The 24,469-nt window shown below is 38.7% G+C and carries 24 protein-coding genes; 8 read left to right on the forward strand and 16 right to left on the reverse strand.

Going from position 1 to position 24,469, the window contains the following annotated elements:
• Positions 1–2: 2 nt before the first annotated feature.
• A complete protein-coding gene (gene nirB, locus N0O92_RS12440) occupies positions 3–2,423 on the reverse strand; it encodes a nitrite reductase large subunit NirB (protein WP_315614986.1) in 2,421 nt (806 codons plus the stop codon).
• A 360-nt stretch (positions 2,424–2,783) separates the two neighbouring features.
• Between nirB and N0O92_RS12445 the strand changes: the two genes are divergently transcribed.
• Positions 2,784–4,094, forward strand: coding sequence for a NarK family nitrate/nitrite MFS transporter (locus tag N0O92_RS12445; RefSeq protein ID WP_315614987.1), 1,311 nt, complete (start codon positions 2,784–2,786; stop codon positions 4,092–4,094).
• A 59-nt stretch (positions 4,095–4,153) separates the two neighbouring features.
• Here the strand turns inward: N0O92_RS12445 and N0O92_RS12450 are convergent, their stop codons facing one another.
• The 6 genes from N0O92_RS12450 to N0O92_RS12475 form a co-directional block, all read right to left on the reverse strand.
• Positions 4,154–5,416, reverse strand: a complete 1,263-nt coding sequence (locus N0O92_RS12450) for a glycosyl hydrolase family 18 protein (protein WP_315614988.1) — start codon at positions 5,414–5,416, stop codon at positions 4,154–4,156.
• Between the two features lie 153 nt (positions 5,417–5,569).
• Complete coding sequence (fabF, locus tag N0O92_RS12455) at positions 5,570–6,808, reverse strand: beta-ketoacyl-ACP synthase II (RefSeq protein WP_315614989.1); 1,239 nt, start codon at positions 6,806–6,808, stop codon at positions 5,570–5,572.
• Positions 6,809–6,833: 25 nt separating this feature from the next.
• Positions 6,834–7,778 carry a beta-ketoacyl-ACP synthase III gene (locus N0O92_RS12460; protein WP_315614990.1) on the reverse strand — a complete coding sequence of 315 codons (945 nt, stop codon included), beginning with the start codon at positions 7,776–7,778 and terminating at the stop codon, positions 6,834–6,836.
• Between the two features lie 171 nt (positions 7,779–7,949).
• Positions 7,950–9,368, reverse strand: coding sequence for a phospholipase D family protein (locus N0O92_RS12465; RefSeq protein WP_315614991.1), 1,419 nt, complete (start codon positions 9,366–9,368; stop codon positions 7,950–7,952).
• A 115-nt stretch (positions 9,369–9,483) separates the two neighbouring features.
• Positions 9,484–10,653, reverse strand: coding sequence for a cyclic nucleotide-binding domain-containing protein (locus tag N0O92_RS12470; RefSeq protein ID WP_315614992.1), 1,170 nt, complete (start codon positions 10,651–10,653; stop codon positions 9,484–9,486).
• 505 nt (positions 10,654–11,158) lie between these two features.
• A complete protein-coding gene (locus N0O92_RS12475; protein ID WP_315614993.1) occupies positions 11,159–12,040 on the reverse strand; it encodes a polysaccharide deacetylase family protein in 882 nt (293 codons plus the stop codon).
• A gap of 224 nt (positions 12,041–12,264) precedes the next feature.
• Here N0O92_RS12475 and N0O92_RS12480 point away from each other — a divergent pair, with 224 nt between their 5' ends.
• Together N0O92_RS12480 and N0O92_RS12485 are read left to right on the forward strand one after the other, a co-directional pair.
• On the forward strand, positions 12,265–12,501 hold the full coding sequence (locus tag N0O92_RS12480; protein ID WP_315614994.1) for a hypothetical protein: 237 nt from the start codon (positions 12,265–12,267) through the stop codon (positions 12,499–12,501).
• 221 nt (positions 12,502–12,722) lie between these two features.
• Entirely contained in the window at positions 12,723–13,007 is a 285-nt protein-coding gene (locus N0O92_RS12485; protein WP_315614995.1) for a hypothetical protein, read from the forward strand.
• Positions 13,008–13,069: 62 nt separating this feature from the next.
• Here N0O92_RS12485 and N0O92_RS12490 read toward each other — a convergent pair whose 3' ends face one another.
• On the reverse strand, positions 13,070–13,564 hold the full coding sequence (locus N0O92_RS12490; protein WP_315614996.1) for a hypothetical protein: 495 nt from the start codon (positions 13,562–13,564) through the stop codon (positions 13,070–13,072).
• Positions 13,565–13,783: 219 nt separating this feature from the next.
• Here N0O92_RS12490 and N0O92_RS12495 point away from each other — a divergent pair, with 219 nt between their 5' ends.
• Positions 13,784–14,059: a hypothetical protein gene (locus N0O92_RS12495; protein ID WP_315614997.1), complete on the forward strand. Its 276-nt coding sequence runs from the start codon at positions 13,784–13,786 to the stop codon at positions 14,057–14,059.
• A gap of 524 nt (positions 14,060–14,583) precedes the next feature.
• Here the strand turns inward: N0O92_RS12495 and N0O92_RS12500 are convergent.
• From N0O92_RS12500 to N0O92_RS12520, 5 genes are read right to left on the reverse strand one after another with little or no spacing between them, the layout of a single operon-like run.
• On the reverse strand, positions 14,584–15,384 hold the full coding sequence (locus N0O92_RS12500) for a hypothetical protein (RefSeq protein ID WP_315614998.1): 801 nt from the start codon (positions 15,382–15,384) through the stop codon (positions 14,584–14,586).
• On the reverse strand, positions 15,385–19,050 hold the full coding sequence (locus N0O92_RS12505) for a multicopper oxidase domain-containing protein (protein ID WP_315614999.1): 3,666 nt from the start codon (positions 19,048–19,050) through the stop codon (positions 15,385–15,387).
• Positions 19,051–19,068: 18 nt separating this feature from the next.
• Positions 19,069–19,329, reverse strand: coding sequence for a hypothetical protein (locus N0O92_RS12510; RefSeq protein ID WP_315615000.1), 261 nt, complete (start codon positions 19,327–19,329; stop codon positions 19,069–19,071).
• A gap of 25 nt (positions 19,330–19,354) precedes the next feature.
• Positions 19,355–19,708, reverse strand: a complete 354-nt coding sequence (locus N0O92_RS12515; protein ID WP_315615001.1) for a hypothetical protein — start codon at positions 19,706–19,708, stop codon at positions 19,355–19,357.
• Between the two features lie 29 nt (positions 19,709–19,737).
• Positions 19,738–20,517, reverse strand: a complete 780-nt coding sequence (locus tag N0O92_RS12520) for a hypothetical protein (RefSeq protein ID WP_315615002.1) — start codon at positions 20,515–20,517, stop codon at positions 19,738–19,740.
• A 132-nt stretch (positions 20,518–20,649) separates the two neighbouring features.
• Here N0O92_RS12520 and N0O92_RS12525 point away from each other — a divergent pair, with 132 nt between their 5' ends.
• The 3 genes from N0O92_RS12525 to N0O92_RS12535 all read left to right on the forward strand — a co-directional run bounded on the left by N0O92_RS12525 (position 20,650) and on the right by N0O92_RS12535 (position 22,674).
• Positions 20,650–21,066 carry a hypothetical protein gene (locus N0O92_RS12525; protein ID WP_315615003.1) on the forward strand — a complete coding sequence of 139 codons (417 nt, stop codon included), beginning with the start codon at positions 20,650–20,652 and terminating at the stop codon, positions 21,064–21,066.
• 35 nt (positions 21,067–21,101) lie between these two features.
• Positions 21,102–22,088 carry a copper resistance D family protein gene (locus tag N0O92_RS12530; protein ID WP_315615004.1) on the forward strand — a complete coding sequence of 329 codons (987 nt, stop codon included), beginning with the start codon at positions 21,102–21,104 and terminating at the stop codon, positions 22,086–22,088.
• Between the two features lie 118 nt (positions 22,089–22,206).
• On the forward strand, positions 22,207–22,674 hold the full coding sequence (locus N0O92_RS12535; RefSeq protein WP_315615005.1) for a hypothetical protein: 468 nt from the start codon (positions 22,207–22,209) through the stop codon (positions 22,672–22,674).
• Between the two features lie 79 nt (positions 22,675–22,753).
• On the opposite strand, the gene N0O92_RS12540 is transcribed toward N0O92_RS12535, so the two are convergent.
• Both N0O92_RS12540 and N0O92_RS12545 read right to left on the reverse strand, forming a co-directional pair.
• Positions 22,754–22,915 (reverse strand): hypothetical protein, encoded by a 162-nt coding sequence (locus N0O92_RS12540; RefSeq protein WP_315615006.1) that lies wholly within the window; start codon positions 22,913–22,915, stop codon positions 22,754–22,756.
• Positions 22,916–22,941: 26 nt separating this feature from the next.
• Positions 22,942–23,205, reverse strand: a complete 264-nt coding sequence (locus N0O92_RS12545) for an alpha/beta-type small acid-soluble spore protein (protein WP_315615077.1) — start codon at positions 23,203–23,205, stop codon at positions 22,942–22,944.
• A gap of 121 nt (positions 23,206–23,326) precedes the next feature.
• Here N0O92_RS12545 and N0O92_RS12550 point away from each other — a divergent pair, with 121 nt between their 5' ends.
• Positions 23,327–23,467 carry a hypothetical protein gene (locus N0O92_RS12550; RefSeq protein WP_315615007.1) on the forward strand — a complete coding sequence of 47 codons (141 nt, stop codon included), beginning with the start codon at positions 23,327–23,329 and terminating at the stop codon, positions 23,465–23,467.
• Between the two features lie 45 nt (positions 23,468–23,512).
• Here the strand turns inward: N0O92_RS12550 and speD are convergent, their stop codons facing one another.
• Positions 23,513–24,319 (reverse strand): adenosylmethionine decarboxylase, encoded by an 807-nt coding sequence (gene speD, locus N0O92_RS12555; protein WP_315615008.1) that lies wholly within the window; start codon positions 24,317–24,319, stop codon positions 23,513–23,515.
• Positions 24,320–24,469 lie beyond the last annotated feature (150 nt).

Consider the following 24,469-nt stretch of genomic DNA (forward strand, 5'->3'; position numbering starts at 1 on the left):
AACTATTTTTGATTGGTTATTAGTTCACGTTTTGTGTAATAGGCATCACGAATGGATTGATCTTCTACTGCTTTCATCCAAGGCTCTTCATAGCGAGCAAGTGTTTCATTTAATCTAGCATTTAGTTCATTTCTTGTTTTCTCATTTGCTAGTATTTCTTGAACATGATCTAGTCCCACACGCTCCACCCATGTTGATGTACGTTCTAAATAAAGAGCTGTCTCACGGTAATATTGTAAATAAGCACCTGTTATTTCATAAACTTCTTCTTCTGTTTTCACTTTGCATAACAGATCACCAGCACGTAAGTCCGTCCCACCATTACCAGCAACATAAATTTCCCAGCCGCCGTCTAGTCCAACAATTCCAACATCTTTAATGCCAGCTTCGGCACAGTTTCTCGGACAAGCAGAAACGCCCATTTTTACTTTGTGTGGTGTATCAAGACGCTCAAAACGTTTCTCCAATTCAATTCCGAGACTCATTGAATCTTGCGTTCCGAATCGGCAGAACTGCGCACCAACACATGTCTTTACTGTACGTAATGTTTTACCGTATGCGTAACCAGATGGCATTCCGAGATCTTCCCATACGGCTGGCAATTGGTCTTTTTCTAACCCGTACAATCCAATTCGCTGTCCGCCAGTAATTTTCAGAAGCTGCACATCATATTTCTCTGCGACATCGGCTAACTTCCGTAAATCTTTTGCTGTCGTTACTCCACCATACATTCTTGGAATAACAGAATACGTACCATCTTTTTGAATATTCGCATGCATTTTTTCATTCACTAAACGAGAATCTCTTTCATCTAAATAAGAAGGATGAACCATTCCTAAGAAATAATTAAGAGCTGGTCGACATTTTGAACAACCCTCCTCGTTTTTCCAATCTAACACGTTCATAACCTCTTTAATCGTTTGAAGCCCTTTTTCACGAATTTCAGAAACAACCTCATCCCGACTTAATGTCGTACATCCACAGACAGTCTTTTTCTCTTCCGCATGTGCAAATTCTTCACCTAGTGTGTAAGCAATGATGTCCTGAATTACCGGCTTGCATCGTCCGCATGACCGCCCAGCATTTGTACATCCGCCCACTTGCGCAACGGTCGTCAGTCCTTCTTCTTGAATGGCATTGACGATTGTTTCTTTGCTAATTCCGTTACACCCGCACACGACCTCATCATTTGGCATGCTAGCAATATCGCTGCCTTCTGTGTTATTTCCTGATTGAAGAAAAGAAATAGTAGTAGATTCAGACACATCTTGCTTTTCATTCAACATTCTAAACAATCGGTTGCTGTCCTTCGTATCACCGTATAACACAATGCCAACGATGCGATTATCCCGTATTAATACTTTTTTATACACACCTTCGTACTCGTTGTGAACGACGATCGCTTTTGATGTTGGATCATCATAGATTTCTCCCGCTGAGAACAAATCAATTCCAGATACTTTCAATTGTGTTCCCGTGATGGAACCTTCATATCCTGTTTCTTTTTGTCCACAAAGTGTTTGAGCAAGAACTTTTCCTTGTTCATATAGAGGAGCAACCAAACCATATACAATTTCCCGATGTTCAGCGCACTCTCCAACTGCATACACATGAGGAACATTAGTCTCCATATAGTCATTCACGACAATTCCACGATTGACATATATTCCACTTTCACTTGCTAGTTTGACATTTGGTTTAATTCCTGCAGCCATTACGACTAAATCTGCTTTTGTTTCTGTTCCATCTTTAAAGCGAATACCTTCCACTCGGTCAGATCCCGTCAATTCAATCGTTGCTTTTTCCATTAAGAAGTTCATGCCTTGTTCTTCTAATTCTCGTTTCAGCATAGAGGACGCTACTGCATCAAGTTGTCGTTCCATTAAGTGTTCCATTAAATGCACAACGTCGACTTCCATACCTAGATGAATCAACCCTTTGGCTGCTTCTAACCCTAGTAACCCCCCACCAATAACAACGGCTTTTTTATACTGCTTAGCGGTTTGGATCATTTCTTCACAATCTTTTATATCACGGAAACCAATAACCCCTTCTTTGTCAGCTCCTGGCACTGGTAAAATAAATGGCAATGAGCCAGTTGCTAAAATTAATTCGTCATAACGAGTTTCTCTGCCTGTTTCAGAGATCACTTTCTTTTCTTCTGTATGAATTTCTGTAATTTCTTCCCCTGTAAACAACTGAATGTTATTAGACTCATACCAATGTAAGTCATTTATAATCGTCTCATCAAATGTCGTATTTCCTTGCAGTACATTTGATAGTTGTATGCGGTTATAGTTAGGATGAGGTTCGTTTCCAAAGATCGTAATCTCGTATAAATCACGATTCACTTTTAAGATTTCTTCAATAACACGAACTCCTGCCATCCCATTTCCGATCATAACCAATTTCTTCTTACTCATTTTAATCCCTCCATGTTGTTCACCATTTCACATTCTCTGTTTCTATGCTCATTGTAGGACATAATTTTCTGCTTTTATGTGAGTTACATCACACTTTGCCAATTTTTTGTTCAGAACTTCACAAGCTTTTCATTAGAAAGCTTGTTTAATGTTTTTTCTATTATGTATTTATGTAATTTCAAAAAAATAAATTCCGTGTCTCATCTTATTATATATACCTTACAAAACGGCCCTAACTCCTTAGTAAAAATAAAATTTTGTGATATTCATCACTTTCACATCAGTCCGTTCTTTGTATGATTTGGGTGTGATCAAAAGAAGTATTGTAAATACATTAATCCATTATTGGGGGAAAAGAACATGGGAAGAATAAAAGAATGGAATCCAGAGAACGCAGAATTCTGGGAAAAGGAAGGAAAAAGGCACGCAAAGAGAAACTTATGGATCTCCGTACCAACACTCATGCTCGCCTTTATCGTTTGGCAAATTTGGTCAGTGGTAGCGGTAAGATTAAATGACATTGGCTTTGCTTTTACAGATGAACAATTATTTACATTAGCAGCAGTTCCGGGACTTGTGGGTGCATCCTTACGATTTGTATACACATTTGCTGTAGGGAAATTCGGAGGGAGAAACTGGGTTGTATTTTCTACAGGAGTCCTACTTATTCCCACACTCGGTATTGGATTCGCTGTACAAAATCCGGATACACCGTATTGGGTTATGTTAACGTTAGCCGCTTTATGTGGACTTGGAGGCGGTAACTTCTCTTCAGCTTTAGCAAACATCAGTTTCTTTTTCCCGAAAAAAGAAAAAGGAACAGCTCTTGGTATTAACGGTGGATTAGGAAATATGGGTGTGTCAGTTGTTCAGTTTGTTACACCACTTATTATTGCTGTTAGTACATTTGCTTTTATCGGCGGAGAAGGTCAAGTTCTAGCAAACGGTCAAGAAATTTGGTTACAAAATGCAGCATTCATTTGGGTGATTCCCATTGTCGTCATGACGATTGTTGCCTACTTCGGAATGGATAATCTACCAACGGCTCAGCAGTCTGTAAAAGATCAATTTGTCATTGTAAAGCGCAAGCACACATGGATTATGACGATTTTATACGTTGCAACATTCGGTTCTTTTATCGGTTACGGAGCAGCATTTCCATTACTGTTACGCTCTCAGTTCCCTGATTATGTTGCATTAGCGTTTCTAGGTGCATTTCTAGCAGCAGCCTTTAGACCTGTAGGTGGATGGGTTTCTGATAAATTTGGTGGCGCAAGAGTGACGACTTATGTTCTTATTGCTATGACACTAGGAGCTCTATCTGTCATCTATTTTATTGGTCAACAAAATTTCGCAGGATTTTTAACATCATTCTTATTGCTATTTATAGCAGCTGGTATGGGATCTGGATCTACTTTCCAAATGATTCCGATTATATTCCCAGTAAAAGAAGCAGCTCCGGTTCTTGGCTTTACAGCAGCCTTTGCCGCATATGGATCATTTTTTATCCCGCAGTTATTTGGTTGGTCTGTTTCAACAACAGGAACACCTATTTCAGCACTGTATTATTTCATAGCGTTTTATGTCATCTCCATCGTCTTAAACTGGTATTACTATCAAAGAAAGAATGCCGAAGTTCGTTGTGATGATATTAGTAAAAATGCAGCGTAAACTAAAATGCAACGAACGAAAACACCACTTGAACATTTGTTCGAGTGGTGTTTCATTTCTTATTGCACATTAATATGATGGTCCATATAGGCCCAATTTTGCGGAAATGGCAGTCGAGTTTCCCAAAACGTTACTCCTGCTAATCCGTAAAAGTCTACCAATTTATACTTAGCATCATAGCTTCTTATATCTTCAAACCAGACAATATGTCCCTCTGGTCCGACCCAATATAAAAAGTGAGGAGACATGGCTCTCTCGTCAAAGTTGATAACAGCTTGTGAAGTAATCGCTAGGTTTTGTGCAGCTAATAACGAATGGCCTCTTGTTACATTCGTACCTAGAATCCAATCATATCCATACATTGGAAATGCGATCTGTAATTTCGAACGATCTATTTCAGAGAGAGCATGACGAATGACTTCTTCTACCCACCAGATGGGACTTACAGGTTCAGGTGGGCCACCAGGATACCCATAATCGATCGTCATAATAGCCACCATATCAGAAGCATCGGCTATTCCTCTGTAATCATAGCCCCCAATAATTGGATTCGTTGGAATGTCAACTGTCCTTGCATGGACATTCACATGAAGCATTAGATCCCCTAATGCGTTTTTTAACTCATTCAGAAAGGTGACAAAATCATTCCTTCGTGCCGGTGGAATAAACTCAAAATCAATACTAATTCCACCGTAATTCTTTTGTCGAACAAAATTCATTAAACTCTGAATTAGATTTGATCGATAGGTTCGGTTTTCTAACACTCTTCCAGCTAATTCAGCGCTGAACACTCCACCAGCCGTTATATTTCGAATCATTAACAATGGAACGACATTCAACTGGCGAGCTCGTTCAGGAATTTGATCATCAGGAAGGTCGACATAAGCCCAACCTTCCTCTGTAAAAGAATAGGAAACAACAGCCAAATGAGTTAATTGTTCAGCAAACTGCTCAAACACCGATAAGAAAAAAGGAATCGAGTAAGGGACGATAAAACCCAATGTACTCATATTCATTTTTAATGGAGTTGGTACGGATACTCGTTGCCCGATAGGAAGATTGTTGATATTTATAAGTGGATTAGCAGCTACTATAGTCTCGACAGTAGTACGATATTGCCTTGCAATAGACCAGAGCGTATCTCCAGGTGTCACTTCATACAGTCGATTTGTGAGGGCATTTCTAGGGATATATAGTGCCAATCCTGGAATTAATACGAATGATTCTAACCCATTGATAACCATCAATTCTTGTATAGGAACGTTATATACTTGCGAAATTCTCCATAAAGAATCACCTGATTGCACGACATGAATCGCCATTTTTCCACACCCCTTTTTTTCCAGTGGTCTCCTTCTTCTCATTTTATGGGGGATCTATTTGCATATTCCTAAAAGGTCTATACAGCCAGAGTGAATTTACATCAAAAATAACGACCCAATCTATGTGATTAGGTCGTCTCTCGCCTTCGTTCATTATTGATACTTTTTAAAGGCCAACGTTACATTATGCCCACCAAAGCCTAAAGAGTTTGACAGAACAACGTCCACATTTTTCTCTTTTGCGACATTCGGAACATAGTCTAAATCTAGCTCTTCATCAGGCGTTTCATAGTTAATCGTTGGTGGAATCAGTCCATCTCTCATCGATAGCAAGGAGAAAATCGCTTCAATGGCACCAGCGGCTCCTAATAAATGACCCGTCATCGACTTGGTGGAGCTAATGGAAAGATTATACGCATGGTCACCAAACACTTCTTTAATGGCAGATGTTTCGTATAGGTCATTATAAAACGTGCTTGTCCCATGAGCATTAATATAATCCACTTGTTCTGGTGAAAGTCCACTATCAGATAAAGCTAACTTCATCGCACGTTGCCCACCTTCTCCGTTTGGAGCTGGAGTCGTGATATGATGAGCATCTCCGGTCGCTCCATATCCGATAATCTCTCCATAAATCGTTGCACGACGAGCTAGCGCATGGTCTAATTCTTCTAAAATAAGCACTCCCGATCCTTCCGCAATGACGAATCCATCACGATTTTTATCAAAAGGGCGACTCGCAGTATTTGGATCCGGGTTGGTAGATAACGCCGTCATGTTTGCAAAACCAGCAATCGTCATATCCGTAATCGCCGCTTCTGTTCCACCTGTAATCATGGCGTCAGCTTGGCCATTTTGAATCACACGAAACGCATCACCAATCGAGTTAGCTCCTGAAGCACAGGCTGTTACTGAACAGTTATTGATTCCTTTCGCTCCAGTTTCAATTGAAACTCTTCCTGAAGCCATATCTGGAATAAGCATAGGAATAATAAAAGGACTAACACGTTTTGGTCCTTTATCTAAGAAGCGCTTATGTTGCTCTTCGAAAGCATCCAATCCACCGATTCCAGATCCAATCCATACGCCTACTCGTTCTGATTCTATATTTTCCCCAATTGTAAGTCCTGAATCTTGAACAGCCATTTTACTTGCTGCTATAGCTAGTTGGGTAAATCGAGCCATTCTTCTAGCTTCTTTTCCGTCCATAAAGTTAGACGGATCAAAATCTTTTACTTCTCCAGCAACTTTTACATTAAATTGATCTGAATCAACACGAGTCAGTGGACCAATTCCTGACTTACCTTGTTTTATATTCTCCCATGTTGTGACTGAATCATTGCCTAATGGCGTAACCGCCCCTATTCCCGTAACAACCACGCGTTTTTTCATCTGATTTCTCCCCTTTTTAACATGATTATGTTCCCCATCTTAAACAAATCGAGCCCCACGTTAATCCTCCGCCAAACCCTACCATCACAATGACATCGTCATCTTGTATGTTGCCATTTTGTAATTCTGTATAAAGTGCGAGTGGGATCGATGCTGCAGACGTATTTCCATGCTCTTTTACCGTAGTCGAGACTTTTTCTTTTGAAAGTCCTAAGCGCTCCCTTGCTGCATCAATAATTCTCATATTGGCTTGATGTGGGACAAGAAAATGAACATCCTCTTTTGTTAATCCAGCTTTGTCTACTACAAGCATGCTAGATTCAGGCATTTGTCTTACAGCAAATTTAAATACTTCTCTGCCGTTCATCGCAACAAAATTAGATTCTTTCTCAACTAACAAGTGATAAGCTCCGCGGCCGTCAGCACCTAAATCAGAAGCTAATATTCCTCTCTCCTCTGAAACCGTACTTAGTACGACAGCACCTGCTCCATCTCCGAACAACACAGATGTATTCCGATCAGACCAGTCAACAATTTTAGAAAACTTCTCACTTCCTATTACTAATACATGTTTATATGTACCACTTTGAACAAACTGTTGCCCTGTAACCACACCATAAACAAAGCCTGAGCATGCAGCGCCTACATCCATTGCTGCTGCATGTTGAAGTTCCAATGCTCCTTGTACTAAACAAGCAACCGATGGAAACGAATAATCCGGTGTAGCAGTGGCAACTAAAATAAGGTCAATATCTTCCGCCTCAATTCCAGCATCACGTATTGCTTCTTTTGCCGCCTTAATTGCCATATGAGACGTATCGATATCATCACTGGCTATTCGCCGTTCTTCAATTCCCGTTCTTGCCCTAATCCACTCATCATTTGTATCTACACGTTTTTCTAAATCACGATTTGTTACAATGTTTTCTGGAACATACGCACCAATTCCGATGATACCAACACGATTCATTTCATCACCCTAACTTTAAATTATGACTAGGTCATAATATCTCATATAAACTATTTTACAGCATGTCCATCAAAAATTGAAGTCAATGCCGTAAATTCAATTCAATAAATTTTTCTTAACATAAATAAGGTGGCCATCTTATAGCCACCCACTTGTCCACATATTTTACAATTAAAATGTCGTTAATCCTGTCTTTTTTTGTAGACGGAATAAATATTTTTTGTATTCGGAGAAGTCTTCTAAATATTCATCCACCGAAACAGTGTAAATCGCCTCATCGTTGTTCCAGAGCTTCTGAAAGTAATGACTCACTTCTTTAACAATCTCGGTCTTATTATGTGCCTCTACTTTTAACGAAGTATCTAAATTAAAATCATCTAAATTTCTTCTTGTGAAATTGGCTGAGCCTCCGATAATCGTACTCATCTCATCTCTTTCAATTAAAATAATTTTAGAATGATACTGTTCGTCTTCCGTGTTATACCATTTTACATGAAGATTGCCGTTCCCGTATTCTTCTAAGTCATAAGCTACTGGTCGATTCGGAATCCCAATATTCTCATTGCCAAAAAACGTCTCATTTGGATCCAAAATCATTCGAACATCAACACCTCTTTCCGCCGCTGCAACCAGTTGTTTAACAACACCGCTATCAGCCAAGTTAAACATCCCGATATAAATCCTGTCGCCAGAATCGGTTTGGTTGATCTCCTTAAGAAGGTGCTCGCGTGTCTTTCCCTCTGTTAGCAGCTGAATGTTTATGTCACCACTTTCACTACTTGAGTCCTGATAGTGTGGGAGTTGTTTCCCTCCAGAAAAATTCGCCACAGCTTGTTCAGATTGCAAAATATCCTCAATGATATTCCCTTCCACCACAAAGGCAATATTCGAATTATACCCACTGGCATCATGAGGATTTGCTGACGTAATCATGGCTCTTTTATCAGTTGTCATCACTTTCCGGTGGTTCCCTTTTAAATTGAGCATTTTAAGATACGACCCTACTGTCACTTTCGGCGCATTTTCACTAAATGGATTCTCAATCCACCCTTCTCCTTCACGTCCAAATACACTTAGGAAAGCACGCCAAAAACCAGAGTAAATCGGATTGGCATCTCGCAGTGGAGTTAAATTCGTTAGAATCACGTCCACATCGTTTTCTTCTAATGCTCGTAAATGTTTAGATGGATGGGATCGATATGTTGTATTAATTTCATCTGTGATAAAAGTAATTTCCAGTTCAGGAGACTCTTCTTTTTTCTTGATGAGTGCTTTTGTAATACGATCTGTAATCTCAGGGTAATCCTTGTCTTCATCGTATTTATCATTAAATAGAAACATGTCAAACACGATAAACTCTTCTGCTTCTTCAACCATTTCAATAACTTTATCAAAAATTTGATGGTCTCGAACACGTTCCCCGTCTTTTTCGTAGCTTAAGTCAGCGATAAACTCAACATTCGATACATGATGAATGTCCCCTTCGTATGATACGCCGTCAGGAAGTGGCTTATATAAACCATACACCGTGTATGGAACCACTGAAACAATAAGAAGAATCACGATCACAAATAGGATTTTTTTAAACATCAACACCAACACCCTAAGTAAAAATTTCGATTGTGTTAGTATCTCAATTTATTGTTAAATCATTCTTGAAGTAAAAAAGAACAAACCTCTAAATGAGGCTTGTCCTTCCTAAAAATCAGAATAAAAATTCGGTAAATCCTAAGATGAAAATAACCCAGATCCCAATCATCATATGGGAGATCGACACTCCCACAATCGAACGTTGGCGAGCAAACATCCATCCCCAATAGAGACCCGGTAAAAACGCTGATAACGCAAACCAGAAACTAATATGCGAATGCGCCATGGCAAATAACAAATTGGATAAAACAATGGAAACCAACATCTTTCTTTTACTATTAGGTAGGAACCGATACAATGCAGACTGCAAACCTGCTCTTGCAATGAATTCTTGGACAACTGAAAATACGATGTAAATGAGAACAGAGAAGACAAGCATCGTATACGTAAAGCCAACCTCTTCAAACGTTGCTTCTAGATTAAATAAAGGAATGTGTGAAAAGGCAGGGATAAACGTTATTAACCCCCATTTTACTATAAGAAAAAACAATAATACAGGCAATGTGAATATGACAGCTTCTTTGCCATGCTGCTTCCAATTTTTCATTGTTACACCAAAGGATTCAAAAGGATAGCCACTCTTTTTCATAAGAATAAACATGACAAGAGCAAAGCCGACAATTAATGTAATATCTACGTACGTAGAGACGCCCATACCTTCAACAAATTTAGTAAGTGAAATTAACAGAAGCGTATAAATAGATAACATCGTTAACAAATTTGTTGTTAACAACCCTAATGCATGATACGACTTCTTCTGCTCCGTCTTTGTATGGATGATTTCTTCGTTCTTCCTATCGAGTTCAGTAGAAAACTGAGATACTACTCTACTTAATAATTTGACTTGAAGGTCCTTATACTGATTAGCGGAAAAAAGCATCCCAATATTAATTTTTATAACTGATGTGATCTCTTGCGATATGACAGAATGCTGTTGCCGCCCACTTGGATCAAAAAGCGCGCGATCTCCAAATACGTCTCCTTCTTTTTGAACGGAAACGAGGTTGCTTCCTTCTTGGCTTCCTTTCTTATATAGACCAACCGCCCCACTTTGAATCAAGTACAAAAACGGATCAAGATCTCCCTCGTTCACAATAGATTCACCTTGCTCAAACTGTACGAGCTCAGAAAATTTACGGATCGTTTTCAATTCAGTTTCAGTTAAATCCGTGGTCAGATGATTTTTTTTCATCTCTGTGTAGAAATCTATGTTCGTATTCATCATCTGAATCTACTCCTAGTATAATAATTTCATACAATCTATTATACTGCACGGATGAATACGAATGAAGGAAAGGAGCGGTGTCAATATTTAGAAAATCAACACCTTGAGTTTGATGCTAACATAAAGGAAGGACAACTTTACAAAGGAGGGAAAGCCTTTGAAAAAGTATTGGACACATATGTTCATCTATTTAACGATCCTATGTTTGTTTGTTTTTTGCATTCTTATTTCTTTGAGTATCAATTAGCTAATGTTGCTTTCACCGTAGGGGCGCTTTCTTGTTTTTTTACGTATGGCAGAGGTGGTTATTCTGCTCCTCAAGAAGCGTACGCATCTTTTTTTACCATTGGTAGCTATGTTCCCAGAAAATGAGAAGTTTATTTATACCGTTAGCCCTTTGTTTGTTGCGTCATGTATAACATTGCTTTTCAGTTTTACTTTGTTTTTATTTATAGATCTATAGAAAAAACAGCTCGGCTAGGTACCGAGCTGTTTCCATTCACGATTACTTTTGATAAGGAATTCCCAACAACTCTGGAACTGTCACAAATTCAATCCCTTGAGCTTGTAACGCTGGAATAATTAGATCTAGGGCCTCAATCGTACTTGTGCGGTCGGATTCCCAGTCCCCACCATCGTGCATCAAAATAATGGATCCGGGCCTTGTGTTACTTAACACATTGTACGCTGTATCCTCGGCTCCTAATTCACGCCAATCTAATGAGTCCACGTCCCATCCGACAACCGTATAATTCAATTCCGCTAAACGCTCTACTAATTCATCAAATAAAAATCCATATGGCGGTCGGAACAAGCTTGTTCTGTATCCCACGATGTCTTGAAGGATATCTTCTGTTGCCATGACTTCTCTCTCTAATGTTTCAATATCTCCCTCTAGCACAAGATTTGGATGCCATCTAGTATGATTGCCAACAATATGCCCTTCGTTTATCATTCGTCTAACTATGTCTGGATACACTTCTGCTCGTGCCCCCATGACAAAAAACGTAGCTGGGACATTATACTCGGCTAGTACATCAAGTACTGTAGGGGTAAACCTAGGATCTGGTCCATCATCAAAGGTAAGAGCTACTCGGTTATCGCCTTCTGCCCCACGCAATACGACGGTTTCTGGATAGCGTTGTTGCAAAATAATATTGGAAACAGGTTGCCGAACTCGCTCAGTGAATTCAGGTCCGCCTTCAGGTTGAGGCAATTCTTCGGGATCTTCTGGATTGTTACGATCTTTATCTTTGTTCCACCACCATTTTGCCTCAACCTCTCCCGTATTGGATTCCTCGTTTGCATCAACAATGATCATACCTGCCACTTGAATTCCTACTAATAATGACACAATTAGTAACCATTTCAACCACTTCTGTTTCATTCGTTCATCTCCTTCATTCAATTAATGCATTGTTATTTTTAATTAATAAAGGAAATTTATTCATGAACATTCAGAATCAGTTCCCTATGGTCACAACGCTTAAGAACGAGTGACAAGTGTCATGAGAAAAATATGTTTTTCGTTACAGTAGTCCATACAACCCTTGGGAAGTAGCATAGAGTATAGAAACAAGTGGAAATCCTTTTTCAGGGAGGAGAGGAACCATGGCGGACCACTCAAGCTGTAAAAACGAATTTGAAGATTTGCTAAAAAGTCTGCCCCCGAACTATCCTGTTGGTGGCATTTACGTAAAAGGAATGTTCGTACCTACGGCCTTTTTTTCCAATGTTTGCGACTGTCTTGCTTATTTTATAGATGAAGATGGGCAAGTTCTTGTTGTAGATGTAGAGAAAATAAACGCTATTACATTCGGGGAAGCGGATCGCGGTTGTGATTGTTGAAACGTAAAATAGAGGTATGATTCTTGCCTCTATTTTCTGTTCATCTTTTGTAAAAGGGTTTGACCCTGATTATGGTGTACAAGCTGAAAGAATTAAATTGCAATAAACAAGAGCCTCTTTCGCTAAATTCAGTATACTAGTCCATGCATTCTGCTCATTTCGTCATATAGTATACTAGCTCTACAAAAGTAGAGGAAAAAATTAGAAAGGGGAAATTTAAAATGTCACTAAATAAAAATTTAGGGCTAGAGGATCTATTAAAAGACCTCTTAGATAAGAGAGATAAGAAGGATAAGGATTGTGGAGTTGAGAATATCCTTAAAAAACTTCCACCTAACTATCCAGTTGGAGGCGTATTCGTTAAAGGACAATTTATTCCAGTAAGCTTCTTCTCTAATTTATGCGATTGCCTTGCTTACTTTATCGATGAAGACGGGCAAGTGATTGTAATCGATGTTGATAAGATCACTGGTATCGCATTTGGCGAAGACGTTGCACCTGAATAATTGGACATTTTTTTAGGGAAGGCAACTACTGTCTTCCCTTTTATTATTTCTACACTAGGTTATTAATCTGTTATGTCTTCTCTCCCCCAGTGAATGCCATCAATTTTATTAATATCAAAAGATTTCATATTGTCCTCAGTTGAAAAATGAGCAATATCTGATTCGGCACTTACATTGATGAACCTTGTCACTTCAACGACTATGCCATTTAATAGGACTTCATTCACTGGAAAGTTTGCTGGTAATGATTGAAATAACTGTACAAAAGGACTTTCATACAACTGTTCCTTATCTCGCTTTTTTCTCATTTCTTTATTCTCATTACTCTCTTCTTTGAACTTCTGCAAAAGTAGTGTGTGACATTCACTTTCATTTTCATCTTCATCCGAACCTAGCAGGTCGAGTAACTTCTTCTCCAATTGTTTTACAAGTTCATCCTCTTTTTTTGACACTGGATTTGCTCGAGAATAGTACATACTTTGATGACTATGATTGATCTCATTAAAAATCTTTGGTAGAGACTTTGAAATTTCTTTTAAATAGGTTTTCATCGCCATATTGACTCTCCTTTTTTTATTATGATTAGTATATGGGTAATTTGCCTTCTCAGTGTATCTCTACACAAGAATGGGCTCTTGTAATCCAAAAATAAAATAGGCTGCAAAAATGGATTGATGTTTACGTTCCCTTAGTTGCTTGTACCTTTCGGCTAACCTCTTTCCACATAAAATATAGTAGACCAAATGAAAGAGGTGAAAAATCAATGAGCCATAGCTTTGAATGTCATTCTTGCGGTCGAGTTCGCCACGATGGTTTTTCAAGATGTCACTGCGGTTTTGATTTCCGTCATTTTAGACACCATCACCATGACTTCCACAGACGTCATGACTGCCGCAGCTTATGTGATTGTCGCAGAAGACATCATCATTCTCACAGCTGTGATTGCCATAGAAGACATCATCACTCCCACAGTTCCTGTGATTGCCACAGACGATTCGACCATCGAGACAGACACCACTTTGACTTTAGGCACAGAGATCATCACTGCTTAACAAGACACCATCTTTGCGATGACAGATTCAACGTACGTTTAAGAGGCCTAGACGGTGGTCTAGCGTTTAGACTTCGTCAGCTTGTTGGCTGTGTCGTCAAATTTAAAGTAGAGTGTGGAGACGATTGTAGAGAATTTAAAGCCATCATTTGTCATGTTGGACGTGACTTTGTTGAAGTAGAAAAGCTAGATGACGATAAAAAACGTCATAGAGACTGTAAATGTAAAGGTCGCAAAAAACATGACTGTAAATGCAGAGATCATCATAAGAGAAACTTTATGATTGTGCCATTAGATGAAATTAAGTTCTTTAAGTTGGATGATGATAAAAAACATTGTTAGTCTATTACCTTAATATGATTGGCCTCTAGAAGTGTGTTTCTAATAGAAACACACTTCTTCTATTCATTTAAATCATGTTAATGAAATCCCACGATACACCATTCTTTAACACTTATTAAATCAAAAAATCCTTCAGACAGCTGAAATGGTTATCATTTCAATTCTGTCCAAAGGATTCTTATCCTATCTAGTTCGACGTCGACGAACACGTCTTCTTTTTTCCCCTAAACTTATTCGAATCAAACCAATATCGTCACGTTTAATTCGATTCTCCTTATTTCCTTTACAAATTACTAACCGATGATCGTCAATATCCATAAAACTTCCGACTATACTTTTATTCTTTGTCTTTACAAGAATTCTCTTTTTTGAATCTAAAAAACATAGGAACGTTTTCAGATCAAGTCCAAAGAATAGCTGAATTAATTCAGGTGATCTTGCCACGGTTGCCCCAAAGTCTAATGTTATAGCACGCCGCAAACAAGGATCAATCCCGATTAACTCCTGCCTGTGTATAGGTTCCATGAATTTCTTTGGATGTTTGATCGAACAAACATTTTTTAATGGGATGAGGATCTTATCTTTCTCATCTTTTAATAAAACAAAATCTCTCCCTACAAAACAAAGATGCCCTGTTACAAACAACTTTCTTCTTCGGTTTTCTTTTGTCACTTGAACTCGAATACATTGACCTAACAACCCTTCAAATGCATCTCGTAGTCTTTCCTCTTCTCTGACATCAGCTCCTCCTGCACCTCTATCTCTCCTAGATAATGCGAGATTCAATAAAAGCTGATTGGCCGCTCGTATTCTTTCCTCTAAGTCTTCTAACACATCTTCAGGCAAACAAGACGTCGGTGATGGAAATTTTGGTGTTGGAATTTGTTTCGGACAACACTCTTCTGGTATACAAAAATCATCAGGCGCGTCAGCTGGTACGAATGGCGGACAACGAAATTCGTGACAATCATGTTCGTGACTCAATTAATCCACCTCCGTATCAGAACACGGCAACTCAATAATCGGTGGCAGATGCGGCTGCAACTTTCTGTGCACGCGCATAATTCCCCACATCCCAAGCTCAATATCCCATCTAATATTTCCGGATCGATACATATAGTCACCTGGAAAACCATATAATCCACCAGCACCATAGGCTAGACGGGCATCTAATTTGTGTCCGATAATATTTTGACCTTCTGTTGATCTGAAAGCTGAATCGACATCCTCACGATCTCTTCTCCAATAATGTCCATGAAGATGGAACGTATGAGACCTTCTTCGTTCGGCCGGTACAGCTAAACGTACGATTGTTGGTTCACCAGCGTAAGCTTCAAATACTGGAGTTGCTGGATCTCGAAATGTGATTGAACTTGCCCAGTCATTAATAATAAAACGCTCTGTATATCGATTAATGAGCCGCTCCGTTCGGTAGTTGAATCCACGTGATCCTTGGTCATACGTATCAAATTCTTCTTCATCCGTTTCCTCTATAAGACCATCTGGCGGATCAACGATTAATTGCCCATTTTTATCAAGTAACCTCACCCCATCGTGCATGAGTAAAACAAATTCTCTGAAATCAGGAAGTAGTGGATTACGAATGACAACACTTGTTCCTGATTTAACGGGTTCTAGTGTGCAAGGATCCAGATAAACAGAACCTCTTGGCTCAGCAATAAACGCACCGAATGCCCCATGATGACGATGATTACGAATGTCAGCCATATCCCACAAGTTGCATATCCCATATTGTTTATCTACAAACCAACGGTACGTAATACATTCACCAGGTCCAACGGTTTGATCAGGATTAAACCCAACGGTTTCCCCACTTGATGTCTTCACATCAAACTCTAGTAACTGTGGATGCAATGATATCCTTGGTGAAGGTGGATAAAATGCCGGTACTTTTACATCAGGGTATCTATGAACACCATCTTCTACATGAAATAAATCTGGATCTAATTTGTTTAATAGATTGATTTCAACACAATCGTCTACGTTCGCTCTAATGACTAGTGGTTCTGGGTTCTTTTTCCCAGAAATGATATCATCCACATCTTCTGCTAAGGCAAAGATGATCGCATGCGGGTCATGGTCTCCATACTCGTTATATTGAATACATGTTTGAAACGCAACTACATCATAACTTCGGATCGTAGAGCATTCGGGACATACGCAGCCATCATCTATTGCTTTTTCAGGCGGACAACCTGTTACTTCTGGCAATGGTGTCACTCTTGGTGGTGGAAGAGGGCGATCAGGAAGTGGGATTAAAAAGTCCACTTCTTCAGCAAAGGCCCGGAGAATTCCCCATGTTCCAATCCAAAGATCCTCCACATCTTCAAAAGCCCATAAATAATCTCCTGAACGCGGGATAAAAGTTTCAAAAGTAAAGGATTCTGAGATTCCAAGATGCTCTTGATTTGTTTCGTTCGAATCAACATCCCTCCGTGCTTCGTTCCACTTCAGCCCATGAACATTAAAACTATGACTCTCCTCATGCGCTCCTTGTAAAATTCGAAAACGAATCGGATCTCCTTCGTACGCTTGTAACAGCGGTGTAATTGGATCACCATGAACAGTTGAACTGAATGAGTAGGCAGGGTCGCAATCTTTATCTAACCTAAATTGCAATGGCTCATTTTTGTAATTCACCCCAAACACTCCCGGGTCATCTTGAGAACCAGGAAATGGCGGTGGTTCAATAGGGCACTTGTCTTTATCGAATAATAAGGCAAAATCGTGGATGAATAAGGTGTAATCACGATAATCAGGAATAATTGGATTCGTAACCGTTACTTGTGTACCATGATCGACCTCTTCTCCTGTGCAAGAATCAAACACACAAGAAAATCTAGGGAGTAGGTTTATAGAACCAAAAACCCCATGTTGTTGCTGTGAAGACGCAAAAAGATGATCGTGAAAGAAGGTTGCTTTTAGTTCTACATCGGCATACCATTCATATCGGATTGTTTCTCCGGGAAGAACACTACTGTCATAGTTCCACCCTACGTTCCCTCCATCTGATACAAGTACATCAAATTTAACAAAATGAACGTGCATGGAAGATTCATATATACGAGTAACTAATTGGAATGCATCTCCATCAAGTATATTAGGCAAGCGATTTGTAAAATTTATTCGAATACATGATCCTGCTTCAGCTTGCAAAACAAGCGGTTCAGGCTCTTTTCTTCCTGATAACACATCATCTAAATCCTCATCTAATATATACATTCTCCCTTTAGGATCATGCCATCCTTGTTTATTATAGGTAATCGGAAGTTCAATTAATGAAACATTAAACTCTTTTACTACAGGATTACCAATACAAGTATCTACAAATACGGCTCCAGGTCTTGCATTTGGAACAGCTGCATTCTCTTCTAGCTCCGTCATTTCTCTACCACCTACAATTCCAAGAGGTGGTCTAGGTGCCTTACAGCCAACTTTACCAGGTATAAAATTAGGGAACCCAGGCTTTTCAAGTGTTGGTTCTGGCGGACAAGGCCGATCTGGAAGTGGTTGTAACGGCTTAATCGGAACTCCGTTTGGATAACACTGTGAACCGTCTTGTAACGTATTAAATATACGATTGATATTAAACATACCGTCTTCAAAGTGCGGATATAAATGACAATGAATAATGACGTCTCCGATTGCACCGTGTAAACTACCTAACCCGTAAAGTGGTTCAATAGTATAATGGTTTTGTGGGCTTATAGCTTGAGAGTCTTTCGTAAAGGAATCAACATCTTCTGGATCAAATAACCACTGATGAACATGATAGTGGAACACATGAGTTTCTTTCACTCCACCATGTACCAGTCGGATTTTGACTGGATCCCCAACATAGCCTCTGAAGGTGGGTGTTGCTGGATCTCCAAACACCCAAGAATCATGATGGACCTCTTCACCATCTGCATCAGGTGCAACAACTCCCTCTTCAATTAAGCGAATTCGATTGGCCAATGGTTCAGAACGATAATTGATCGCATGAACGGATTCAGCTGGTTGATCTGTCATAGGATTTATCCGTTCATTGCCTGTTAAATCATCATTTTCTGGCTCATCATTAAAAAAGTAACCAAATTCTCTAAACGAAGGCAAAATGGGATGGTGAATATCGGCAACAGCCCCACTATTGATTGGCCCTCCTGTTACGGGATCGGTCCAAGTCGATCCCCTTCTTTGAACAAAAAGTGCTCCAAATAAGCCATGAACATTGGTTCCTAGATCTTCTCCGTCAATCGGATTTGCCACATCAGAAAAATAATGAATTCCTTCTTTGCTTACTCTTATGCAATATAAAATCTCTCCACCAGGCTGGACGGTTGTATCAGGGTTGAAACCAACGTTGGCACCATCAGAAGTTAACACATCATAGTTAGCTTCTTGGAAATGCATAGAGGAAGGCGTCTTTAATTGGTTTTCAAATAAAATTTCAACCTCATCGCCTACATTAGCTCGGATGGTGAGTGGTTCAACTAAGTCGACTGGGGTAAAGGGGTTTTTTCGTACAAGGTCTCTAACCAATTCTTCGTTTTCTTTTAAAACATACATTCGTCCATCGGGGTCATGGTCGCCAAAATTGTTATACACAATCCGAATAGGGATAGCAACCACGTGATACCTTCTTAACATGTTCCTTCTCCTCTCATATTAAAATACCGGAATCGTAGGACCACCATCTCTTTCAATGAAAAATGTATGAATGGTGTCGATGTGAACTTCCCAAATTCGATTTTCCAATTGTTCGATGTGTGTCCGTTCTACATCCAGTAAAATTTGATCTTCAATGACATCGAGTATGATTCCGATATACATAAAAGGAAATTGTGGTACAAGAATAAATACTCGGTTTCCTATAAATTCTTTAAAATGCTCAGCCAAAGCTTGAGTTCGTTCATCATGATTTAACATAGATACCTCTCCTTCAAACTTAAAATTACGTTAGTGGAATAATCGTGTCTGGGTCAAACAATGTAATCCCAACTACTTTTTCAATTGGAAAGCTTAATGGAGTAGGAAATTCAAAGAAAGGGGCATTCGGCATTTTGATAATTACATTTTCTAACGTAAGATGGCCTAATGTTACTTCTATGATCCTACCCGTGAAAATGGGACGGAATGTTTGCCCTAATATGTTTAATTGGTGAGACTCAAGGACAACCAAAACATCCTCATCGATTAAATCTCTAATTAAACCAGTTTCTGATTGACTTATTAACTCAGACAAAGGAGGGAGATCACGTTTCACCTGATCTTTGTTCTGTTTTTTTCTATCTTTCTTTTTACCCATGTTTCATGCCTCCGCATATTTAAAGATTTTTATTCATCTGCAACTTGTCGATTTTGCTTTCCAAGCAGAGATAGAAAATTGAATAGTCTGACTGTTTTTACCAAAATAATGTCATTAATCGATATAGCTCGCTGATCCTTCCCACATTTGAGTAAAATCTTGCCATCTTTTGATTCGATGATTTTTCCAATGATTTCTCTGTCATTCGTAGTAACTTGAACGCGAGTATTTTTCCATGTTTGTAAATTCGTTTGCAGGGATTCTTCAAAGAACTGTTGAATCAATACATCTTTGTTTGCAACGGTTTCACTGAATCGTGTAATTAACTTTGTGCGTAATTTTTCATCGTACGCAAAGTGCTGATGAGTAGATGAAACTTCCGGCAACCCATACGGCACTTTAGCAGATTCAATGTTAGCAAACGGGATCCAAATTCGATCTTTCAACGTAATGAGGGTGACAAAATCTCGACCAATTGTATTAACTTTTCCTAAAAAGTGAATCGGCTCTTTGTCAGTGTTGACAAACACCTCCACTTGTTGATTTCTTTTATGCTTGAAGAATTTCCGCAAGACAAGTGCTTTTTTCCCTTCTGGCAAAGCCTTTCCCATATTAATGAGATTGGAGCGATGCATATATTGTTGAAGCATTTTTAATTCTTCTGTCGGTAACTCACTCGATGGTGATGTAAGCCCCTTCCCATTTTTTAAACTAACGAGATTTTCAGCGCTTTCGTTGATCGTCTCCTTTTTTCTTTGCTGCCATAGTAAGTTTGTATATTCATCTAGCCTCATGTCCGACCTTTTCATACCATTCTCCTCCCTCCTTTCCTTACCTCAACATATGACTGTCCACCTATTATGGGTATAAATTTTTAAAAAACAGGGCTCATCACAAACCAATTTAGGGCAGGTGCATATAGTGATTTGGGAGGGATTTATGTGACTGCATCAATCTTATGGCTGCTTTTTTACGCGAATTTCATCGTTGCTGCAATCGCTTATGGTTATTTATTCAAATATAGAAAATTAATTGGCTATCATTTAGGGATGAATGTTGCTATGACACCAACGGGGATTATCTCCATTGCCTCAGGCTTAATTCTCATCTATCATTTTCCTTTCTATTTCACAGAAATCACAATTATTACGACCATTATTGGTATCGTAATAGGGATTATTTTTGGAGGATTGGTCGAATATCAAACGGTTATTATGGGCGTCACAAGTGGAGTAATGGCTGGCATTATGGCACCTATGATTGGAGACATGGCGCAACATAGTCTTTTATTAATTGGTTTTACCGAGTTTCTTGTAATCAGTTTAATGGTCATGCTCTGTTTTTCGATTAGATCTTAGAAATCGTTTGCTTCAACTAGGTGGTGATTGCTTTTATGTTTGATTTTGTTCATGTATTTGTTCTGTCCTTTTCTTTTTCGGGAACTATAGATACCCTTACATTGCTTAGAATGATTGAATCGTTTGCCATGATCGTTTTTATCGGCGGCTACTTTTTTCTCCGCTGGATTATAGATGAGAGAACCCCGTTATTGCTACGCGAACCGTTTACGAAGAAAAAAGAAATGAAAATGTACTTCGTTGTCTTCCTTTTATTTTGTTTGACTGGTTTCTTGCAGTTGTATGTGCGAGCTGAATTTCTAACAAATGGGTCAATGATAAATGACGAACTTTGGTCAATGATGGGACTGTTAGCATTTACGACTATTATAGGAATGGTCGCTTGGATCCGTCCTCTGATCATTGGTATGTTCATTCTAACTGTTAGTCGTTTTTCAAATAGGTCGTTATCATTCACCATGATGTCTCTATTTCTTCTTACGTTCCCTCTCTCTAGTCATGCATTTGTATACGGTATGGTTTTCACTCAATTTTTTCATTTACTAGGAACTGCTGTTTGGGTAGGAGGTCTTGTCGGATTGGTCCTTTACTCTTTTTTCTTGGGTGAATCGATACAGAAGTTGCATTATCTACATGATCTATTAACCTATTTTTCTGTTATCGCATTGATAATGTTTGTTATCATTAGTTTTACTGGACTAATTATGAGTTTTAGTTATGTAGGGTCTTGGGAAGGTTTAACGTCGAGTTCATATGGAGATATTCTATTATGGAAGATTCTACTTAGTTTCATCATTGTCATCATTGCTGCTTTTCATCGTTTCATTTGGTTTCCAAAATTAAAAAAAGCTGTAAGATTTTCAGATAAGAAAAAATCCATCAAACAGTTGATATGGACAGTACGACTCGAGCTTATTGTCATAACGATTGTTGTTGTTTTAGCTGGAGTGCTTTCAGCTACTTCTCCACCAAGTTCGCCACAAGGTCCTGACCTATTACCGAACCAACACAACCACCGTTAATATTTGCAAAAGAACAGTCACTATTGACTGTTCTTTTTCTCATTGTATCCGTAGAGTTGAACTGGAATGATATGTTAGTATTAAATGGATAATTTTACTGAGTTATGGAGGGTGATGATTGAAAAACAAACAAACAGAAACACAAAAACTGAGAAATAAACTATTATTGCTTTTTTCCTTCGTTACTTTCTCATTTCATCTGTTTTCTTACTTGTTTGGATTTCATCCTGGAGGTTTTGAATTTTCTGGGAATCCATTAGATCAAGAAGAAGTGACTATCAAAAGAGGAATCATTCACGAAGAAAGTATTGCTGTTGAAGTACATTCAGATAATGAACTAGACATGGCCTTACTTGAATATGATATAACCGAGTTACTTCATTACTGGAAAGTAAGTATTTTGGGGATTTCTTTATTAGTAGCCGGACTGCCTGGATTAATTAAAAGCCGCTATCGATTTCATATGCCTTTTTATTGGTACGGACCACTTTACGCTCTTCTGTTCATTTTTTTTCTATATTTGGCTTTTCCTTATTTTTCAGAGCAAGTGAATGTTATTAATGAAACGTTTGAGGATTTACGGTGATCGTAATTGTTAGTTCACCCAAAACCAAAAAAGGAGATACCAAATGTACCTCCTTTCATCTTATTATTCATACTAACTATCATCCAGTTCGAATTCGCTTCCGTCTCAACGGTTCCGCCTGCTGCTCTTCTGCTATCTCGTTTCGCTCTCCACCGTCAGAAAGTTCTTCGGCGAACTCATGCTCATGTTCTTGCAACAAGTGCTCAACTGGCTCGTCACAAACACCTCTTTTATCCTCCATGAAAAAGCCTCCTTTACAGAAACGACTTATTTATTAAAATTCTGCTGCGCCATTCGGATCATTTCTTTCACCATACTTCCACCAATTTTACCGCCAACCTCGCCTGCTTGCTTGGAAGTAAGGTGGCCGTTGTATCCTTTTTTCAGTGGAACATCTAGATCTTTTGCTACTTCATATTTCACATTTTCTGGGTCTGTCGTGTGAAAGCCTTCTTTCGCCATAACTTGTTTCTTGAATTTATTGACGGCTTGCGTTGCTTCAGGGACAAGCAATCTTTTTCTTCTTGCCATCTTTGCTTCATCTCCGTTTCTACTTTTATCGTTCCCTCCATTTAAGAAACCTTTCATAGTAGTAATTACCTTTGTTAAAAGCATATCCGTTGCAAAATATATAAAGAAAGGAGGCTGACACATGGATAAAAAAGATCAGTTGAATAACGAAAGTACAAAATATAGAGGCGGTTCGTATGCCACTACCGATAATCACATCCCCAAAAACGTACGTGATGAATATTTCGGGGATGATTTAAAGACAAATCAAAAGAAGAAATAAAAAATGAGGTGTTTCACCAACTAAACAGTGAAACACCCCTCTTTCTTAATGAATGTTTTTCCCATAAAAAATTTCATCCATTTCTGTTGTCAGCTTAGCTGTAATCTCTTCGGCTTCTCCAGGATGAAGGTCCACCTTTGTTGTTCCAAACAAATAATTATCTAAATCAAATTCCTTCAGTTTACATTTTGTATGAAAGATGTTTTCTTGATAGATGTTGACATCAATCATATCATACATTTTTTTTACTTCATCTGGTATGTAGTTTTGAATGGAGTTGATTTCATGATCAATAAATAACTTTTGCCCTTGAATATCACGTGTAAATCCACGTACGCGATAATCCATCGTCATAATATCTGTCTCAAAAGAGTGTATTAAATAATTTAATGCTTTTAATGGTGAAATTTCCCCGCATGTTGATACATCAATATCTGCCCGAAATGTGCTAATGCCTTCTACCGGATGATATTCAGGATAGGTATGAACGGTAATATGTGATTTATCGAGTGATAAAACAACAGACTCCGGCAATGGACCTGGCGACTCATCGTACGATTCAGTGGGTACTTCTACTACAGGCCCTTCTGATACTAATAACGTAACACTTGCTCCTTGAGGAACAAAATCTTGTTTCGCTACATTTAACACATGAGCACCAATGATGTCTGTTACATTTTCTAATATCTTGGTTAATCGGTCTGCATTATATTGCTCATCAATATATTCAATGTATGCTTCGCGCTCTTCTTTTGTTTTTGTATAACAAACATCATACATATTGAAGCTTAATGACTTTGTTAAGTTGTTAAACTCATGCAGCGTCACTCGCTGTTCAGGTGTAATTTTCATGAATAAGGTCCCCCTTATTTTCCATTATCAATTTAACTGTGCTTCCTGTTAATGTTATGTTGCCCATCTTTACTTATCTAAAACAGAATTCGTAACACCAAAATAGAAATGTAAATTGTTTACAGACGTTAGCCCTCTTTTTAAGGAGAT

The sequence above is a fragment of the Alkalihalobacillus sp. MEB130 genome (genome assembly GCF_032335535.1).
Taxonomy (GTDB): domain Bacteria; phylum Bacillota; class Bacilli; order Bacillales; family Bacillaceae_D; genus Halalkalibacter.

What these genes read in the sequence shown, in the direction of transcription:
- N0O92_RS12470 (WP_315614992.1), bottom strand. Translation starts at nt 10,653, where the DNA reads ATGATGAATACGAACATAGATTTCTACACAGAGATGAAAAAAAATCAT.
- N0O92_RS12515 (WP_315615001.1), bottom strand. Translation starts at nt 19,708, where the DNA reads ATGGGTAAAAAGAAAGATAGAAAAAAACAGAACAAAGATCAGGTGAAA.
- N0O92_RS12450 (WP_315614988.1), bottom strand. Translation starts at nt 5,416, where the DNA reads ATGGCGATTCATGTCGTGCAATCAGGTGATTCTTTATGGAGAATTTCG.
- N0O92_RS12510 (WP_315615000.1), bottom strand. Translation starts at nt 19,329, where the DNA reads ATGTTAAATCATGATGAACGAACTCAAGCTTTGGCTGAGCATTTTAAA.
- N0O92_RS12485 (WP_315614995.1), top strand. Translation starts at nt 12,723, where the DNA reads ATGTCACTAAATAAAAATTTAGGGCTAGAGGATCTATTAAAAGACCTC.
- N0O92_RS12530 (WP_315615004.1), top strand. Translation starts at nt 21,102, where the DNA reads ATGTTTGATTTTGTTCATGTATTTGTTCTGTCCTTTTCTTTTTCGGGA.
- nirB (WP_315614986.1), bottom strand. Translation starts at nt 2,423, where the DNA reads ATGAGTAAGAAGAAATTGGTTATGATCGGAAATGGGATGGCAGGAGTT.
- N0O92_RS12445 (WP_315614987.1), top strand. Translation starts at nt 2,784, where the DNA reads ATGGGAAGAATAAAAGAATGGAATCCAGAGAACGCAGAATTCTGGGAA.
- N0O92_RS12505 (WP_315614999.1), bottom strand. Translation starts at nt 19,050, where the DNA reads ATGTTAAGAAGGTATCACGTGGTTGCTATCCCTATTCGGATTGTGTAT.
- fabF (WP_315614989.1), bottom strand. Translation starts at nt 6,808, where the DNA reads ATGAAAAAACGCGTGGTTGTTACGGGAATAGGGGCGGTTACGCCATTA.
- N0O92_RS12475 (WP_315614993.1), bottom strand. Translation starts at nt 12,040, where the DNA reads ATGAAACAGAAGTGGTTGAAATGGTTACTAATTGTGTCATTATTAGTA.
- N0O92_RS12545 (WP_315615077.1), bottom strand. Translation starts at nt 23,205, where the DNA reads ATGGCAAGAAGAAAAAGATTGCTTGTCCCTGAAGCAACGCAAGCCGTC.
- N0O92_RS12550 (WP_315615007.1), top strand. Translation starts at nt 23,327, where the DNA reads ATGGATAAAAAAGATCAGTTGAATAACGAAAGTACAAAATATAGAGGC.
- N0O92_RS12460 (WP_315614990.1), bottom strand. Translation starts at nt 7,778, where the DNA reads ATGAATCGTGTTGGTATCATCGGAATTGGTGCGTATGTTCCAGAAAAC.
- N0O92_RS12520 (WP_315615002.1), bottom strand. Translation starts at nt 20,517, where the DNA reads ATGAAAAGGTCGGACATGAGGCTAGATGAATATACAAACTTACTATGG.
- N0O92_RS12480 (WP_315614994.1), top strand. Translation starts at nt 12,265, where the DNA reads ATGGCGGACCACTCAAGCTGTAAAAACGAATTTGAAGATTTGCTAAAA.
- N0O92_RS12465 (WP_315614991.1), bottom strand. Translation starts at nt 9,368, where the DNA reads ATGTTTAAAAAAATCCTATTTGTGATCGTGATTCTTCTTATTGTTTCA.
- N0O92_RS12540 (WP_315615006.1), bottom strand. Translation starts at nt 22,915, where the DNA reads ATGGAGGATAAAAGAGGTGTTTGTGACGAGCCAGTTGAGCACTTGTTG.
- N0O92_RS12490 (WP_315614996.1), bottom strand. Translation starts at nt 13,564, where the DNA reads ATGGCGATGAAAACCTATTTAAAAGAAATTTCAAAGTCTCTACCAAAG.
- speD (WP_315615008.1), bottom strand. Translation starts at nt 24,319, where the DNA reads ATGAAAATTACACCTGAACAGCGAGTGACGCTGCATGAGTTTAACAAC.